Genomic DNA, 15,196 nt, shown 5'->3' with positions numbered 1-15,196 from the left:
ACGGAGCGGCGAGGGGAGATCGCATGAAGGAAATTCTCGAAGAACTGGAACGCCGCCGCGGCGTCGCCCGCCTCGGCGGCGGCAAGGAGCGCATCGACGCCCAGCACAAGCGCGGCAAGCTGACGGCACGCGAGCGCATCGACCTCTTTCTCGACGAGGGCTCCTTCGAGGAATTCGACATGTTCGTCGAACATCGCTCCACCGATTTCGGCATGGACAAGAGCCGTATCGCCGGCGACGGCGTCGTTACCGGCTGGGGCACGGTCAACGGCCGCACGGTCTTCGTCTTCGCCAAGGACTTCACCGTCTTCGGCGGCTCGCTTTCGGAAGCGCATGCCGAGAAGATCATCAAGGTGCAGGACATGGCGCTGAAGAACCGTGCGCCGATCATCGGCATCTACGACGCCGGCGGTGCGCGCATCCAGGAGGGTGTCGCCGCACTCGGCGGCTATGCCGAAGTCTTCCAGCGCAATGTGCTGGCCTCAGGCGTCATTCCGCAGATATCCGTCATCATGGGACCCTGCGCGGGCGGCGACGTCTATTCGCCTGCCATGACCGATTTCATCTTCATGGTGCGCGACACGTCCTACATGTTCGTCACCGGTCCCGACGTGGTGAAGACCGTCACCAACGAGACCGTGACGGCAGAAGAGCTTGGCGGCGCCACCGTGCATACGACACGCTCGTCGATTGCCGACGGCGCCTATGACAATGATGTCGATACGCTCCTACAGGTGCGCCGGCTCATCGATTTCCTGCCGCAGTCGAACACGTCGCCGGTGCCGGAAATCGAATGTTACCAGTCGGTGACCGAGACGGACAATTCGCTTGACACGCTGATCCCGGCCAACGCCAACAAACCCTATGACATCAAGGAATTGATCCAGAAGGTGGCGGACGAGGGGGATTTTTTCGAGATCCAGGCGAGCTTTGCCAAGAACATCGTTTGCGGCTTCGGGCGCATCGAAGGATCGACGGTCGGCTTCGTCGCCAACCAACCGATGGTGCTCGCCGGCGTGCTCGACAGCGACGCGTCGCGCAAGGCGGCGCGTTTCGTGCGCTTCTGCGACTGCTTCAACATTCCGATCGTCACCTTCGTCGACGTGCCGGGCTTCCTGCCCGGCACAGCGCAGGAATATGGCGGGCTCATCAAGCATGGCGCCAAGCTGCTCTTCGCCTATGCTGAAGCGACGGTGCCGAAGCTTACCGTCATCACCCGCAAGGCTTTCGGTGGCGCCTATGACGTGATGGCGTCGAAGCATCTGCGCGGCGACTTGAATTATGCCTGGCCGACGGCGCAAATCGCCGTCATGGGCGCCAAGGGCGCGGTCGAGATCATCTTCCGCAAGGATATCGCCGATCCGGAAAAGATCGCGGCGCATACGAAGATGTACGAGGACCGGTTCCTCTCGCCCTTCGTCGCGGCCGAGCGCGGTTATATTGATGAGGTGATCATGCCGCATTCGACCCGGCGGCGGCTGGCGCGCGGCCTGAAGATGTTGCGCAACAAGGATCTCGCCAATCCCTGGAAGAAACACGACAACATCCCGCTTTGACATTTGTCGGTGAATAAAACCGTCCGCTCAAGTGTTTACCTGCTGTCGAACAGGTCTTTCCCGCTGTCGAAAAAGTGAACGGCCGTCAGTGATCCGTGTCTTCAAACCTTACCGGGGACAAGCTAACGCTCGGCTCTTATTCTTTTAAGGAGAGGTTTAATGTCAAGTTTCGAGCGTCTTTCCGCCTATCGCCCCCATGCGCTGGCCGCTCTCAGAATCATCACCGCGCTCTTGTTCATCGAGCACGGCACGATGAAGCTTTTCGGTTTCCCGGCTTCGCAGATGTCAGGCCCGCTGTCGCCGCTGATGATTTTCGCGGCCCTTCTGGAACTGGTCGGCGGCCTTCTAATTCTCGTCGGCCTGCTGACGCGCCCGGTCGCTTTCCTGCTGGCCGGCGAAATGGCGGTCGCCTATTTCATGGCGCATGCTCCGAGCAGCTTCTTCCCGGCCGTCAACCAGGGCGACGCCGCGATCCTGTTCTGCTTCGTTTTCCTTTATCTCTTCTTTGCCGGTCCCGGCGCTTTTTCCGTCGATAACCGCAAGACGGCCTGAACGATAAAACGAGGGGCGTCGGTGACGCCCCTCGGATCCCATCAAGCTGTAAGCTTGAGACCGGCGATACCGGCGACAATCAGCATGATGCAGGCAAGGCGGGAGACACTTGCCGAATCGCCGAGCAGCCAGATGCCGAGAATCACCGTGCCGACCGTGCCGATGCCGGTCCAGACCGCGTAGGCGGTGCCGATCGGCAGGTGCTTCACCGCAAGACCGAGCAGCACGATGCTCACCACCATGGATATGACGGTCAGCGTCGTCGGCAACGGCCGCGTGAAGCCTTCGGTGTATTTAAGACCGACTGCCCAGCCACATTCGAAAAGACCAGCGAGAAAAAGCAGAATCCAGGCCATGCGCCTCTCCTTGTTAAAGAGCGAGGCCGTCCCCGCGACGTTGCATCCTGAGATGCCGCAGTCGTCTGCGATGGCATCTATATGCGCGAGGAGACGGCCGTCTTCAAGGTAGGAATCGGCATGGCTGCCATGCCACCCGTTTCCTGGCGCCTTGCAGGGCCGGGCATCATCGCGGCCCGCCGGCCTCGCTGGAAAGACTCTTGGCGCGGCGGCAAAGGCGGTCGAAGGTTTCGAGGAAGCGCGAGCGATCCTTGGGGCTGAAAGCGGCGTTGTAGCCCTTGCTCTCGCCGGTTTCACGCAGGTGCGCGCCGAGATCGCGCATGGCGCTCGCCATGCCGATATTGGTCTCGTCGAAGACGCGCCCGGTCGGACCGCTGACGAAGGCGCCGCCGGCAACACAGCGCACGGCGAGCGGCACATCGGCGGTGACGACGACATCGCCCGCGCCGACGCGCTCGGCAATCCAGTTGTCGGCGGCATCGAAGGCGTTGGAGACGATGACGTTATGGACCATCGGATCGCGCGAAGGCCGCAGGCCGGAATTGGCGACGAAGGTGACTTCGAGGCCATGGCGCTCCGCGACTTTCAGGACTTCCGGCTTCACCGGGCAGGCATCGGCATCGACGTAGATCATGGCGATATCCTCATGCCGGCTGAGCGGCCGGCTGGCGGACCATATCGATATGGGGAATGCCGTCTTCCAGATATTCCTGCGATGTCCCGATAAAGCCGAAGGATTCGTAGAAGCGGCGCAGATGGGCCTGCGCCGACAAGGCGATGGGGTTTTCCGGATAAAGCCGCTCGCAAACGGCGATCGCTTCGCTCATCAGCGCGTCGCCCAGGCGCTTGCCGCGATGGGCAGGCGAGACGACCACGCGGCCGATCTTCGACGCATCCCGCGGTTCACGCGGTTTCAGGATCCGCGCCGCGGCCAGCAATTGCCCACCCTCCAGCAACCGCAGATGCAACGCATCGATATCCTTGCCGTCGAGCTCCGGATACGGGCAGTTCTGCTCGACGACGAAAACGTCGACGCGCATTCTCAGGAGATCATAGAGTTCCCGCGCGGAGAACTCATCGAAACCCTTGAGGTCGGTCGTGTAAGTCGTCGGAGCCATGAATAGAAACCACGCTTGGATGCCTCGCCGGAATGCACGAGGTCGAGGTTATATGTACGACGGGGCTGCTGACTTCAAGCGAGGAAGTGGCGGGCTGGCCCGCCCTGCCTCAGGCGAACTCCATGATCACGGCATCGACGGCCAGGCTTTCGCCGGGGGCGGCGTTGATCCTGGACACGACGAGATCCCGGTCGGCGCGCAGCACATTTTCCATCTTCATCGCCTCGACGACGGCGAGCGTTTCGCCGGCCTTGACCTCCTGGCCCTCGGCAACCGCGATCGCGACGACCAGCCCGGGCATCGGGCAGAGCAGCAGCTTGGAGGTGTCGGGCGGCAGCTTCACCGGCATCAGCCTGTCGAGCTCCGCATGGCGCGGCGAAAAGACCTTGGCGACAACCGAAAGCCCCTGCCAGGCAATGCGCAGGCCGTTCAAAACCGGGCGGATCTGCGCGGTGACATCGACGCCGCCGACCTTGCCGCTCCAGACCGGGTCGCCCGGTCTCCAATCGGTGACAACGCCCGAAGGCTCGCCCTCTATCGCCATCTCCATATCGAAGGGGATGGTGACGAGACCGTCGAGCAACTTGGCGGCGACATAATTTTCCCCGAGCTTGATCACCCAGTCCTCGCGCAGCGCGCCCGAGGCAACACGCAGACGATCGGCGAAACGCTCGCGGCGGTTCGTCTCGATCAGGAAGGCGGAGAGGGCGATTGCCGCAAGCACGGCCTCTTCGTCCCGATCCGGCGTCATCGGCGCGAAACCGTCGGGATATTCCTCGGCAATGAAGCCTGTGGAAAGCCGGCCCTCGCGCCAGCGCGGATGTTTCATCAGCGCCGACAGGAAGGGAACATTGTGCTCGATGCCATCGACGACGAAGCCGTCGAGCGCCTGACCCATGGCATCGATCGCTTCGCTGCGGGTCGGCGCCCAGGTGCAGAGCTTGGCGATCATCGGATCGTAATACATCGAGATCTCGGCGCCTTCGAAGACGCCGGTATCGTTGCGAACGACGACATCGCCGGTCCTGCCCTCCGCCGGCGGACGGTAGCGCGTCAGGCGGCCGATCGACGGCAGGAAGTTGCGGTAAGGATCTTCGGCATAGAGCCGGCTCTCGATCGCCCAGCCGTCGAGCCTGATCTCCTTCTGGGTGAAGGGAAGGGGCTCGCCTGCGGCGACGCGGATCATCTGCTCGACGAGATCGATGCCGGTGACGAGCTCGGTGACGGGATGCTCGACCTGCAGGCGGGTATTCATTTCGAGGAAATAGAAGTTGCGGTCGCGATCGACGATGAATTCGACGGTGCCGGCGCTCTGGTAATCGACCGCCTTAGCCAGCGCCACCGACTGTTCGCCCATGGCCTTGCGGGTCTTTTCGTCGAGGAAGGGCGAGGGCGCCTCTTCCGCCACCTTCTGGTTTCGCCGCTGGATCGAGCATTCGCGTTCGCCGAGATAGACGACGTTGCCATGCGCATCGGCCAGCACCTGGATTTCGATATGACGCGGCTCAACGACGAATTTCTCGATGAAGACGCGATCGTCGCCGAAGGAGCTTTTCGCCTCCGAGCGGGCGCGCTCGAAACCGTCGCGCACTTCCGCCTCGTTCCAGGCAATGCGCATGCCTTTGCCGCCGCCGCCAGCGGACGCCTTGATCATGACGGGATAGCCGATCTCGCCAGCGATCGTTTCGGCGTGGGCGGCATCCTCGATGATGCCGAGATGGCCGGGCACGGTGGAAACGCCGGCGGCACTGGCGAATTTCTTCGATTCGATCTTATCGCCCATCGCCATGATGGCCTTCGGCTTCGGGCCGATGAAGGTGATTCCCTGCTTTTCCAGCTCGGCGCAAAAGGAGGCGCGCTCGGAGAGGAAGCCGTAACCGGGATGCACTGCCTCGGCGCCTGTCGCCTTGCAGGCCGCAATGATCTTCTCGGCGACGAGATAGCTCTCGGCGGCGGCGGCAGGACCGATATGAACGGCCTCGTCGGCCATCTCGACATGCAGGGCATCCCGATCCGCATCCGAATAGACCGCGACGGTCAAAATACCCATGCGGCGCGCAGTCTTGATCACGCGGCAGGCGATCTCGCCGCGATTCGCGATCAGGATTTTCTTGAACATCGAGACTCCACCCAGAAATGCGTTCCGAAGTTTTACGCATAAAACACCGGAACGCACAATCGGGCTTGAGGCAGGCGCGCCAAAGGCAGCAGATTGCGCTTCGAAGGTCAGGCGACGGCGGCGGCCGAGACGGATTCCTCGTCGACGATGCGCAGCCAGCGGCTGCGCCGCGGCTCGGGACGATCACGCAGCTCGACGGCGGCCATGATGCCGGTCCAGTGCGGGTGATTCGCGCCCGGCAGGGTCGCCTGCTCGATCTGCTGGAGCACGCCATATTCGGCCGGCGAGACGGGGATGACACCGCCTGCCGAGATGCTTCTGAAGATGCGCATCGCGAAATCGACATCCTGGCGGGCGATACTCCTGCGGTCGACGGCGCGCGTCAGGTGGTAACCGCCGATGCCGTCGGTGATCGCCAGACGAAGCTGATCGAGGGCAAGCGCTCTCAGTTCACCCGGGACTTCGGCCGAAATCTCCATGACGTGGAGAATGAGCTCGAGCTCCAGCGCCGAGTTGACGACGCCGTCGGTCGTGAACATGCGCATGATCCAGGCAACGTTGATTTCATCAAGCGAGCCTTGCGGATAGGTGTGATTGACGATGAAACCGGCGAGTTGCTCCACGAAGAAAGCATTCCACTCGGCACATTTTTCAGGACATGAATTGTTGAGCGCCAACATCGCCACGACATCCTGGGATGTCCGGATCCCCTCGGGAAAAGCATGTTTGCGCAGCAGCACTATATCTTCGGCCGTCAGCCGATGCTTGCCGGCCACGACACAGGCCGGAAAAGCGAGACGGAATTCGCTCATGTTTTAACTCCAGGCTTCATCATGAAGCCGGCAACAGTTTTACCGCCCGCGAATTGACGATCCCTCAAGAAGGGGAGTTAACCCTCCCTTCCGCAAGTCAGGAAGATTTTAACGATCGCGCCTGCAGCCGCTCGCGCCAGATGATGAAGAGGCCGGAGGCGACGATGATGAAAATGCCGATCCATTTGGAGAAATTCGGGAAATCGTTGAACAGGGCATAGCCGAGCACTGTCGCCGAGATAATCTCGAAATACTGGAACGGCGCAAGCAGCGACAGCGGCGCGAGCCGGAAGGCCTTAACGACCAGGATATGCGCATAGCCCGAGATCGAGCCGAGGATGAGAAGCAGGACGAGGCCGAGCGCGGAGGAGGGCAGGGAAACGGCAAAATCGGCATTGCCGACACCGCTTCCGACGAGCAGGGCCGCGGCCATGAAGGCCGTTCCGCCGATGCCAGCCATCGTCTGCATGGTCAGCGGCGAATCGGCGACGCCGATCGCGCGGTTAAGGAAGAGATAGAGCGAGAACAGAAAGGCGCAGGCCACCGGCAGCAGTGCCTTCAGGCCGAAAATCTCGTAGCTCGGCTGAATCACGATCATCGCGCCGCCGAAGCCGACCACGATCGCCATCCAGCGCCGCCAGCCGACCTTCTCCCCGAGAAACAGCGCCGACATGGCGGTCAGCATGAAGGGCTCGACGAAATAGATGGCGAAGACATCGGCAAGCGGCATGTATTTGACGGCGACGAAGAACAGCAGGCTCGCCGCGCCATGCAGCACACCGCGCAGCAGGTTCATCCACGGCCGTTTGGCCGAAAGCGCCTTTCGTCCGAAAAGGGCGAAGAGAATCGGCACAGTACAGGCGATCTGGAAGAAGAAGCGGTAGAAAGTGACCTGGCCCGGCGACATCGCTTCGAAGGTCGCCATATATTTGGCGATGGCATCCATGATCGGCAGGACGAGCATGGCGCCGGACATGATGGCCATGCCCTGCAGGGTATTTTGATGGGCTGGATGCTCTGCCATGGCTGCCGATTCTTGCGGGGAACGGCCCCATCAATCACGGGAAACCCAAGCAGATCAAGCCACGGTTTCGCCGAAAACCGCCTCGAAAGCGGCGCGCAGCCGGATATCGACATCCGACATCATGACGGGCAGGCCGAGATCGACGAGGCTGGTGACGCCATAGGCGGATATACCGCAGGGCACGATGCCGCTGAAATGATCGAGATCGGGATCGACGTTGAGCGACAGGCCATGGAAGGTCACCCATTTTCGTAACCTGATTCCGAGGGCGGCGATCTTGTCCTCGGCCATGGCGCCATCCGGAAGCAGCGGCTTCTCAGGGCGGCGCACCCAGACGCCGACGCGATCCTCGCGCCGCTCGCCGCGCACGTTCATCATGTCGAGCGTGCGGATGACGACATCCTCCAGGGCGGCGACGAAGGCGCGCACGTCCTGGCGCCTGCGCTTCAGGTCGAGCATGACGTAAGCAACGCGCTGGCCGGGTCCATGATAGGTATATTCACCGCCGCGCCCCGTCGCAAAGACCGGAAAGCGGTCCGGCTGAACGAGATCGCTCGCATCGGCGCTGGTGCCGGCGGTATAGAGCGGCGGATGCTCGACGAGCCAGACGAGCTCGTCGCCGCCATCGGCGATCGCGGCCACCTCGCGCTCCATCGTCTCCACCGCTTCCTCATAGGGAACGAGTCCCTCGGCAATGCGCCAGCGCACCGGACGGGCGCCGGGTTTCGGAAGCATGGAGAATTCGAGATCGGTGCGAAGCATGGCCATTCCTTGCCGCCTCCTCGAAATGCCTGAAAAAAAGGGGCGGCAGAAGACCTATATGGACGCGTTTGGGCGGCAATTCAAATGCTGTGAAAGGTTTTGAAAAAAACTGTCATATCGCCCTTGTGCACCCCAAATGCTTTTGCTACATGCTGCCCCGCCGACGCAAATCGGCACCTACCACGATGCGGTCGTGGCGGAATTGGTAGACGCGCAGCGTTGAGGTCGCTGTGGGGCAACCCGTGGAAGTTCGAGTCTTCTCGACCGCACCATCTCCTTTCAGGAGAGCAATCGCCGAGTGATAACTCCGGCAGATCCCCCTCTATCTGATATGCTGCAACGGTGGCTGCCGACCTGTTGCCGCGGCCGCCTTCTGCGGCCGAAACGAAGTAACCAATCATCGCCATCGTGAGAATCGAGTCGGTTGCCTTAACCGACGATTAGCTGTCGCAAAGATATAGGTCAGCTTATTCCTATGGATGCGAAAGTTTGCGAACAATGAAAAAAAAGGCGGCGTCAAGCTGGTCACTCCTCGACGTCCATTTCGCTCTCGATATCGTCGAGAAGGTGCTTATCAGCTATTTCTTTGTCGCTATCGTCATGCGCGTGCTGCCGCAAATGCAAGACAATCGTGCAGTCATCGATTGCCTGCTGCTCATTTCCGAGGGCGCGGCCGCCTTCCTGATTCTGATGCGCCGGCCGACGAGAAATACGTCGCTTCGTCTCTTCGACTGGGCGGTCACGGCCGTCGGCACGCTTTTCCCGCTGCTGGTTTCGCCTTCCGCGACGCAGCCGCTCGCGCCTCTTACGCTCTGCGTGATGGTGATGGCCTTCGGCCTCGCTCTGCAGATCTCTGCAAAGCTGACATTGCGGCGGAGCTTCGGGCTGGTGCCGGCCAATCGCGGCGTCAAGATCGGCGGACCCTACAAGTTTGTCCGCCATCCGATGTATGCCGGTTATCTGCTAACCCATATCGGCTTCTTCCTAGCTCACCCGAGCCTTTGGAATTTTGCGATCTACGCGACGGCTCTCGTCGCGCAGTGCCTCCGCCTGCTGGCGGAAGAGCGTCTGCTCAAACAGGATGCTGCCTACACGGCCTTCATGGCCACGACGCGTCACCGACTCGTTCCATTCGTGTTCTGAGGCGCCAGCGGATAATCATCGACAAGAAAAAGGGCCGATTTCCGGCCCTTTCCTCCCGATCACGTGTCGCGGTCGATCAGTGGGTCGCACGGCATGCTTCCGTACGGGAAGCGCCGCTGTCGGCACCCTTGGTGTGGGAGCCGCGCGGGCCGATCATGCTGTGGCAATCGGGCAAGGACTTGATGCTGGCGGTTGCCGTCTTGTCGACGGAAGGAGCCGTCATGGCGACGGGGGCGAATCCATCGCTGTCATTGGTGTAATCGCTGGAATAGGCCGGGGCCTTGTGGTTGCTGCTGTAGTGAACGGGGGCAGGCTGCGCCATCTTGCTCGGCGCAAAGCCATCACTGTCATTGGTGTAGTCGTCGGAATAGGTCGGCTGGGCGAAGGCAGCGCCTGCAAGGCTGACAGCGAACAGGGACGCGGCGAGGGCAAATTTGATGCGCATGGTTCATCTCCTCAATCTGCTGTTGAATTCAACAACATAAACCAACCCCTGGCGCTTCAAAGTTCGCGCCCCAATTCTGGCAATTTTGTGAACGAAAAACGCGCGGCCCGCGACCTTTTGTCCAAATGAAATCACAGTCTTGTCAAGGATTTTGACGTTTTCGTTACAGGGACCACCTGGCGAAAGCAGGCGGCCATCGGCAGCTTTAGCCACAATCTGAAATTGTTAACTTTTGGTAATGTGGAAAGCGGATATCCGGGAGGCAGCGGAGTGCCTCCCGTTTAAGATTCTTGCTTTTTCCGGGGTGGGATCAGTCCTCATTCGGAATGTGCGCATCGACGCCGGTCAGCTGCAATTTGTTGCGGACATGATGAACGCCGTCGACCGAAAGCGCCCCGAGCTCGACCTTGCGAGCCATGCCGATCGTCTCCACAGAGCCCTCCAAAGTGACGACATGGCCATCGGCGTGAACTTCGATACTATCGATGTCGATGCCGGGGATGTTCTCGATATTGTCGTTCACCCGCGCCTCGAGATCGTCGCTTTCGTCGCGGTCGATCATACCGGCGCGCAGCGAATCCTTCAGACGGTTTTCGTTGCCGTCCTCATCCGTGCCGTCGATCCGGAAACCTTGGGTGGGATCGCTTTCGAAATTGGCCGCCGTCTCGCCATAGGGACGGTTGACAGGGTCGCTGGGGCCATTGCCGTCGGCATAGGGCCAGCCGTCATCGAGATTGCGTTCCTCAAGATCGCGATAATCTTCTTCGCGCGAAAGCTCCAGCTTTTCGCGAGAGGGCGAAGTCTTTTCACCTGTTCTTGCCATTGCATTCGCTCCTTGTTTCTCTGCTGGAAACGCCGGCAGCTGCGAATGGTTCGGCATGGAGCGGGCGATTTGTCAGCCCTGCGCCTTCTCCCATTTCTTGACGAGGCGCTCGCGTTTCAGCCGGGAAAGGCGCTGCAGCCAGAAAATGCCGTCGAGCTGGTCGACCTCATGCTGAATGCAGATGGCGAGAAACCCTTCGGCAGCATCCTCATGCACGGCGCCTCCGGCATCCTGATAGCGGAAGCGGATCGCCCGCGGGCGCGTAACCTCGTCTGTTGCGCCGGGCATGGAAACGCTGCCTTCGGCATGGCTCATCGTCTCCTTCGAAAACCATGTAATCTCCGGGTTGACGTAGAGGCGCACGCCGTCGTCCTTGTCGAGTTCCAGCACCGTCACGCGGCTCGCGACACCGATATGCGCGGCGGTGATGCCGACACCGGGAGCGGCGCGCATCGTCGCCAAGAGGTCTTCGGCGAGCTCGGCGAGCGACGAATCGAAGGCCGTCACCGGCGCGCAGACAGTCTTCAGGCCAGGATGCGGATAGCGCAGAATCGGACGGATGGGCATGTGACGGGCTCTCTCTGCATGGATGGCGGCGGAAACTATCGCCGGCCGCGGGCATTGTCATCACGAAGCATGGTTTGCCGCTTTACGACAAGCATGCTTTGAGCTAGCAGGAGCAGGAATCCGGCTGCGGGAACCCCGCGTAGGATTTGCTTATCCGCTTGTTGATAATGTGTTTTCCGCCGACATTTGCGAATGCGGGCGGCAGTCGTTGAAATTCGAACCATGCGAGGGCGGCAGATGACGACGACCGACACGGACGACCGCACCCGCAGGCGTCCCGACGACGAGGAAGCCGATATCTACGATGAGGACGGCAATGTCCGCAGCGATTTCCTGGCGCTCGTCGGCGCCGCGATCGCCGACCGCGACACGCTGTTCCTGCGCGAGAACGTCGCCCGCCTGCATGAATCCGAGATAGGCGACCTGCTGGAATCGATCCAGCCGGATCAGCGCCTTGCGATGGTGCGCCTGCTCGGCGACGATTTCGACATGACGGCGCTGACCGAGGTCGACGAGGCGATCCGTCGTGAAATCGTCGACCAGATGCCGAACGACCAGATCGCCGCGGCGATCGGCGAACTCGATTCGGACGATGCGGTCTACATTCTCGAAGACCTCGACAAAGAGGATCGCGAAGAGATCCTCGCCCAGCTGCCGTTCACCGAACGCGTGCGGCTGCGCCGGGCGCTCGACTACCCCGAAAGTTCGGCCGGGCGCCGCATGCAGACGGAATTCGTCGCCGTGCCGCCGTTCTGGACCGTCGGGCAGACGATCGACTACATGCGCGACGAGGAGGATCTGCCCTATTCCTTCTCGCAGATTTTCGTCATCGATCCGACCTTCAAGCTGCTCGGCGCCGTCGATCTCGACCAGATCCTGCGCACCAAGCGGCAGACGAAGATCGAGCAGATCATGCGCGAGACCAACCATCCGATTCCCGCCGAGATGGACCAGGAAGAGGCCGCGCAGCTCTTCGAGCAATACGACCTTCTCTCGGCCGCCGTCGTCGACGAGAACGGCCGGCTGGTCGGCGTGCTGACCATCGACGACGTCGTCGACGTCATTCATGAGGAGGCGGACGAGGACATCAAGCGCCTCGGCGGCGTCGGCGACGAAGAGTTGTCTGACAATGTGCTCTCGACGGCGCGCTCGCGCTTTCTCTGGCTGCTGATCAACCTCGGCACGGCGATGCTGTCGGCGAGCGTCATCGGCCTGTTCGACGCGTCGATCGAGAAGATGATCGCGCTGGCTGTGCTGATGCCGATCGTCGCCTCGATGGGCGGCAATGCCGGCACGCAGACGATGACGGTGACGGTGCGCGCACTCGCCACCCGCGATCTCGACATCTACAATGCCGGCCGCATCATCCGCAGGGAGGCGGGCGTGGGCATCCTGAACGGCATGGTCTTCGCGACAATCATGGGCGCGATCGCCGGCACATGGTTCCACGACTACCAGCTCGGCGGCGTGATCGCGGCGGCGATGATCATCAACCTGATGGCGGCGGCGCTTGCCGGCATTCTTCTGCCGCTGCTGCTCGACAAGATGGGGGCCGACCCGGCGATCGCCTCTTCCGTCTTCGTCACGACGGTGACCGACTGTACGGGCTTTTTCGCCTTTCTCGGCATCGCCACATGGTGGTTCGGCATCTAAGCCGGCTGCACAAATTGACTATTACGTAAAAGTCAATATTATGCCCCATGCAGATGGGGAATAAATGCCTGTGAACAAATATTATAGCATAACGGAGCTGACGCGCGAATTCGGTGTATCCACGCGCACACTTCGCTTCTACGAAGACGAGGGACTGATCCATCCGGAGCGGAGAGGGCGTACCCGTCTCTTCCGGCCCGCCGACCGGCGGCTCATCGCCGAAATCCTCCGCGGCCGGCGCATCGGTTTCACCATCGCGGAGATCCGCGAAATCATCCAGGTCTACAAGGAGCCGCCGGGCGAACTCGGCCAGCTGAAGCTCCTGATGAAGCGCGTGGACGAGAAGCGCGAGGACCTGCGCCAGAAGCGCAAGGATATCGACGACACGCTGACGGAACTCGACAATATCGAAGAGGCCTGCCTCGGCCGCCTCGCCGAAATCGGCGTCACCACCTGAATGCTCTCGAGCGCTCGCCGCCCTTTATTCCGCTTCCGCGCTGCATTGCGCGGCAATCGTCTGTACGCGATCGTCGTTCTGAACGTCGATCGTACCCGCCTGCAATGGTGTGAGCAGAGCCTGCGACTGCAATTTCTGCAGCGTGCATTCGCAGAAGCTGCGGCAGAGCGCTTCGCCCTGCTGCATCACGCAGGCGGCGTTGCATTGCTTTAGGTAAGTCTCGACCGGATCAGGCTTGGCCGGCGGGACCACGAGGGAAAGCCCGTAGGCAATGGCGATCAAAACCGGCTGGTGGATGAGGTAGAAGGCAAGGCTGTGACGGCCGAGCCTTGCCGGCCACGAGGAGCCGGTGCCGATGGCGGCAAGCCGGTGTGCGAACCCGGTTCTGAGCGCGATCGAGGCGAGGCTCAGCCCGACGAAAAAGGGCGTCGCCCAGGGAAAGAGCGGCACATAATCGTTGGACCGCTCGGGCATCTCGGCAAGACCGATCCAGGCAAGATATCGGGGATCGAAGAAGGATGACCGAAGCAGCCCCGGCGTTCCGAAATTGTCGGTGATCCAGGCGGCAAGGAGGGCGACCGTCATGACCAGCGTGAAAGCAAGCGGCAGCCGCACAAAGACCACGCCGATAAGCGTGAGCACCGCAATGCAATGCAGGATGCCGAAATAGATCCACTCGTTAGGCATGGCGATGCGCGTGGCGACTGAAATGAGCGCGGCCGCCGCCGCGATCATGCCGAAACGTTTCCAGAAGGAGCGCCAGCGGATCTCGGGCGTGCTGGAGAGCACCAGACTGATGCCGACGATGAAGATGAAGGTCGTGGCGATCGCCCGGGCATAGATCTTCAGCCAGCCGGTCTCCGCCGCGCCGGCCGGGAGATAGCCCATGAACTCCATGTCCCAGCTGAAATGGTAAGTCGCCATGGCGATCAGCGCGACACCGCGCGCGGTGTCCAACAGACCGATGCGCGGCGGCCTGGCCGCCGCGTCGGCTTCAAGTGCCGGCAATGTCATCAGAGGCCCTCGGGCAAATCGTTTCCGTCGCGCGACGGCATATCGCGGCGAATAGCAGAAAGGTGGAGATTTGATGGCGGGCCGGCATCCATGATCGCCAGTCTCGCCTCGGAAAAGAACTGCCGGCGTGCCAGCACGAAGATGACGACCGCCGTCGTCAGGATGAAGACATAGGGATTGATGAACCAGCCGAGATAACCGATCGACAGGAAGATCGCCCTGAGCCCCTCGTTGAAATTGCTGCCGGCGATGACATTCATGCGGATGACGCGTTCGGCGGCCCGCTCGGCGGCGATGACGTCGCTCTCGGTGTCGCGCATCATCGGAATGGAGCCGAAGAGGATCGTGCAATAGTTGAACAGCCGATAGGACCAGCCGAACTTGAAGAAGGCATAGCCGAAAAGCGCCGCCAGCCCGCCGACCTTGAGCTCGAACGCGGCGTGACCGCCATGGAAGACGAAGGGCAGGTCGGCGAAGACAGCGTCGACCTTCTCGGTCGCACCGAGCAAAGCAAAGCAGCTGCCGAGCGCAAAGATCGAGGTCGAAGCAAAAAAGGCGGTGCCGTTCTGCAGGCCGGACATGATCTGCGTATCGATCATTTTCAGGTCGCGGCGCAGCGAATTGTAGATCCACTCCCGGCGCCGTTCGGTCATCGCATGCGTCAGGCTGGTGCGTCCGAAGAAGGTGCGGCCCTTCAAAAGCCATGAATAGCCCGTCCAGACACAGGCAAAGAAGGCCAGAGCGAGGTAATCCGCCGTCGTCATCAGTGATTCAGTCTCCGCATGAACGCCGGCC

The 15,196-nt window shown here is 61.3% G+C and carries 17 protein-coding genes and 1 tRNA gene; 6 read left to right on the top strand and 12 right to left on the bottom strand.

What is annotated here, in order from left to right:
- The first annotated feature begins 23 nt into the window (after positions 1-23).
- The gene (locus tag CO670_RS04680) at positions 24-1,556 is read left to right on the top strand and encodes an acyl-CoA carboxylase subunit beta (protein ID WP_097589177.1); all 1,533 of its coding nucleotides are present in this window, start codon (positions 24-26) and stop codon (positions 1,554-1,556) included.
- 159 nt (positions 1,557-1,715) lie between these two features.
- Positions 1,716-2,108 carry a DoxX family protein gene (locus CO670_RS04675; protein WP_088674293.1) on the top strand — a complete coding sequence of 131 codons (393 nt, stop codon included), beginning with the start codon at positions 1,716-1,718 and terminating at the stop codon, positions 2,106-2,108.
- Positions 2,109-2,149: 41 nt separating this feature from the next.
- On the opposite strand, the gene sugE is transcribed toward CO670_RS04675, so the two are convergent.
- From sugE to lipB, 7 genes are all read right to left on the bottom strand, one after another.
- Positions 2,150-2,464: a quaternary ammonium compound efflux SMR transporter SugE gene (gene sugE, locus CO670_RS04670; RefSeq protein WP_088689494.1), complete on the bottom strand. Its 315-nt coding sequence runs from the start codon at positions 2,462-2,464 to the stop codon at positions 2,150-2,152.
- Between the two features lie 166 nt (positions 2,465-2,630).
- A complete protein-coding gene (locus CO670_RS04665) occupies positions 2,631-3,098 on the bottom strand; it encodes a YaiI/YqxD family protein (protein ID WP_097589176.1) in 468 nt (155 codons plus the stop codon).
- 10 nt (positions 3,099-3,108) lie between these two features.
- Entirely contained in the window at positions 3,109-3,582 is a 474-nt protein-coding gene (locus tag CO670_RS04660) for a GNAT family N-acetyltransferase (RefSeq protein WP_097589175.1), read from the bottom strand.
- A gap of 109 nt (positions 3,583-3,691) precedes the next feature.
- Positions 3,692-5,701, bottom strand: a complete 2,010-nt coding sequence (locus tag CO670_RS04655; RefSeq protein ID WP_097589174.1) for an acetyl/propionyl/methylcrotonyl-CoA carboxylase subunit alpha — start codon at positions 5,699-5,701, stop codon at positions 3,692-3,694.
- Between the two features lie 107 nt (positions 5,702-5,808).
- On the bottom strand, positions 5,809-6,513 hold the full coding sequence (locus CO670_RS04650) for a hypothetical protein (protein WP_097589173.1): 705 nt from the start codon (positions 6,511-6,513) through the stop codon (positions 5,809-5,811).
- A 97-nt stretch (positions 6,514-6,610) separates the two neighbouring features.
- On the bottom strand, positions 6,611-7,537 hold the full coding sequence (locus CO670_RS04645) for a DMT family transporter (RefSeq protein ID WP_097589172.1): 927 nt from the start codon (positions 7,535-7,537) through the stop codon (positions 6,611-6,613).
- A gap of 54 nt (positions 7,538-7,591) precedes the next feature.
- Positions 7,592-8,305, bottom strand: a complete 714-nt coding sequence (lipB, locus tag CO670_RS04640) for a lipoyl(octanoyl) transferase LipB (protein WP_097589171.1) — start codon at positions 8,303-8,305, stop codon at positions 7,592-7,594.
- Positions 8,306-8,486: 181 nt separating this feature from the next.
- On the opposite strand from lipB, the gene CO670_RS04635 reads away from it, so the two are divergent.
- Positions 8,487-8,571, top strand: a tRNA-Leu gene (locus CO670_RS04635).
- A 226-nt stretch (positions 8,572-8,797) separates the two neighbouring features.
- Entirely contained in the window at positions 8,798-9,442 is a 645-nt protein-coding gene (locus tag CO670_RS04630; RefSeq protein ID WP_097589170.1) for a methyltransferase, read from the top strand.
- Between the two features lie 76 nt (positions 9,443-9,518).
- Here CO670_RS04630 and CO670_RS04625 read toward each other — a convergent pair whose 3' ends face one another.
- The 3 genes from CO670_RS04625 to CO670_RS04615 form a co-directional block, all read right to left on the bottom strand.
- The gene (locus tag CO670_RS04625) at positions 9,519-9,887 is read right to left on the bottom strand and encodes a hypothetical protein (RefSeq protein WP_097589169.1); all 369 of its coding nucleotides are present in this window, start codon (positions 9,885-9,887) and stop codon (positions 9,519-9,521) included.
- Positions 9,888-10,197: 310 nt separating this feature from the next.
- Positions 10,198-10,710, bottom strand: coding sequence for a BON domain-containing protein (locus CO670_RS04620; protein ID WP_097589266.1), 513 nt, complete (start codon positions 10,708-10,710; stop codon positions 10,198-10,200).
- A gap of 72 nt (positions 10,711-10,782) precedes the next feature.
- Positions 10,783-11,277: a peptide deformylase gene (locus CO670_RS04615; protein ID WP_088689487.1), complete on the bottom strand. Its 495-nt coding sequence runs from the start codon at positions 11,275-11,277 to the stop codon at positions 10,783-10,785.
- 237 nt (positions 11,278-11,514) lie between these two features.
- On the opposite strand from CO670_RS04615, the gene mgtE reads away from it, so the two are divergent.
- A complete protein-coding gene (gene mgtE, locus CO670_RS04610; RefSeq protein WP_097589168.1) occupies positions 11,515-12,930 on the top strand; it encodes a magnesium transporter in 1,416 nt (471 codons plus the stop codon).
- 64 nt (positions 12,931-12,994) lie between these two features.
- A complete protein-coding gene (locus CO670_RS04605) occupies positions 12,995-13,387 on the top strand; it encodes a MerR family DNA-binding transcriptional regulator (RefSeq protein WP_037171273.1) in 393 nt (130 codons plus the stop codon).
- Between the two features lie 24 nt (positions 13,388-13,411).
- Here CO670_RS04605 and CO670_RS04600 read toward each other — a convergent pair whose 3' ends face one another.
- Complete coding sequence (locus tag CO670_RS04600; protein ID WP_097589167.1) at positions 13,412-14,401, bottom strand: heparan-alpha-glucosaminide N-acetyltransferase; 990 nt, start codon at positions 14,399-14,401, stop codon at positions 13,412-13,414.
- A complete protein-coding gene (locus CO670_RS04595) occupies positions 14,401-15,165 on the bottom strand; it encodes a DUF599 domain-containing protein (protein ID WP_097589166.1) in 765 nt (254 codons plus the stop codon). Before CO670_RS04595 ends, CO670_RS04600 begins: the two co-directional genes overlap by 1 nt.
- Between the last annotated feature and the right edge of the window lie 31 nt (positions 15,166-15,196).

Source organism: Rhizobium sp. J15, assembly GCF_002531825.1.
In the GTDB taxonomy this organism is placed as follows: domain Bacteria; phylum Pseudomonadota; class Alphaproteobacteria; order Rhizobiales; family Rhizobiaceae; genus Rhizobium.
The sequence above is the reverse complement of the archived record's forward strand: the minus strand, read 5'-3'. Positions and strand labels throughout refer to the sequence as shown.

Bases quoted from the DNA above. Each gene is read 5' to 3' on its own strand.
- CO670_RS04680 (WP_097589177.1), top strand. From the start codon at position 24: ATGAAGGAAATTCTCGAAGAACTGGAACGCCGCCGCGGCGTCGCCCGC.
- CO670_RS04675 (WP_088674293.1), top strand. From the start codon at position 1,716: ATGTCAAGTTTCGAGCGTCTTTCCGCCTATCGCCCCCATGCGCTGGCC.
- sugE (WP_088689494.1), bottom strand. From the start codon at position 2,464: ATGGCCTGGATTCTGCTTTTTCTCGCTGGTCTTTTCGAATGTGGCTGG.
- CO670_RS04665 (WP_097589176.1), bottom strand. From the start codon at position 3,098: ATGATCTACGTCGATGCCGATGCCTGCCCGGTGAAGCCGGAAGTCCTG.
- CO670_RS04660 (WP_097589175.1), bottom strand. From the start codon at position 3,582: ATGGCTCCGACGACTTACACGACCGACCTCAAGGGTTTCGATGAGTTC.
- CO670_RS04655 (WP_097589174.1), bottom strand. From the start codon at position 5,701: ATGTTCAAGAAAATCCTGATCGCGAATCGCGGCGAGATCGCCTGCCGC.
- CO670_RS04650 (WP_097589173.1), bottom strand. From the start codon at position 6,513: ATGAGCGAATTCCGTCTCGCTTTTCCGGCCTGTGTCGTGGCCGGCAAG.
- CO670_RS04645 (WP_097589172.1), bottom strand. From the start codon at position 7,537: ATGGCAGAGCATCCAGCCCATCAAAATACCCTGCAGGGCATGGCCATC.
- lipB (WP_097589171.1), bottom strand. From the start codon at position 8,305: ATGGCCATGCTTCGCACCGATCTCGAATTCTCCATGCTTCCGAAACCC.
- CO670_RS04630 (WP_097589170.1), top strand. From the start codon at position 8,798: ATGAAAAAAAAGGCGGCGTCAAGCTGGTCACTCCTCGACGTCCATTTC.
- CO670_RS04625 (WP_097589169.1), bottom strand. From the start codon at position 9,887: ATGCGCATCAAATTTGCCCTCGCCGCGTCCCTGTTCGCTGTCAGCCTT.
- CO670_RS04620 (WP_097589266.1), bottom strand. From the start codon at position 10,710: ATGGCAAGAACAGGTGAAAAGACTTCGCCCTCTCGCGAAAAGCTGGAG.
- CO670_RS04615 (WP_088689487.1), bottom strand. From the start codon at position 11,277: ATGCCCATCCGTCCGATTCTGCGCTATCCGCATCCTGGCCTGAAGACT.
- mgtE (WP_097589168.1), top strand. From the start codon at position 11,515: ATGACGACGACCGACACGGACGACCGCACCCGCAGGCGTCCCGACGAC.
- CO670_RS04605 (WP_037171273.1), top strand. From the start codon at position 12,995: ATGCCTGTGAACAAATATTATAGCATAACGGAGCTGACGCGCGAATTC.
- CO670_RS04600 (WP_097589167.1), bottom strand. From the start codon at position 14,401: ATGACATTGCCGGCACTTGAAGCCGACGCGGCGGCCAGGCCGCCGCGC.
- CO670_RS04595 (WP_097589166.1), bottom strand. From the start codon at position 15,165: ATGACGACGGCGGATTACCTCGCTCTGGCCTTCTTTGCCTGTGTCTGG.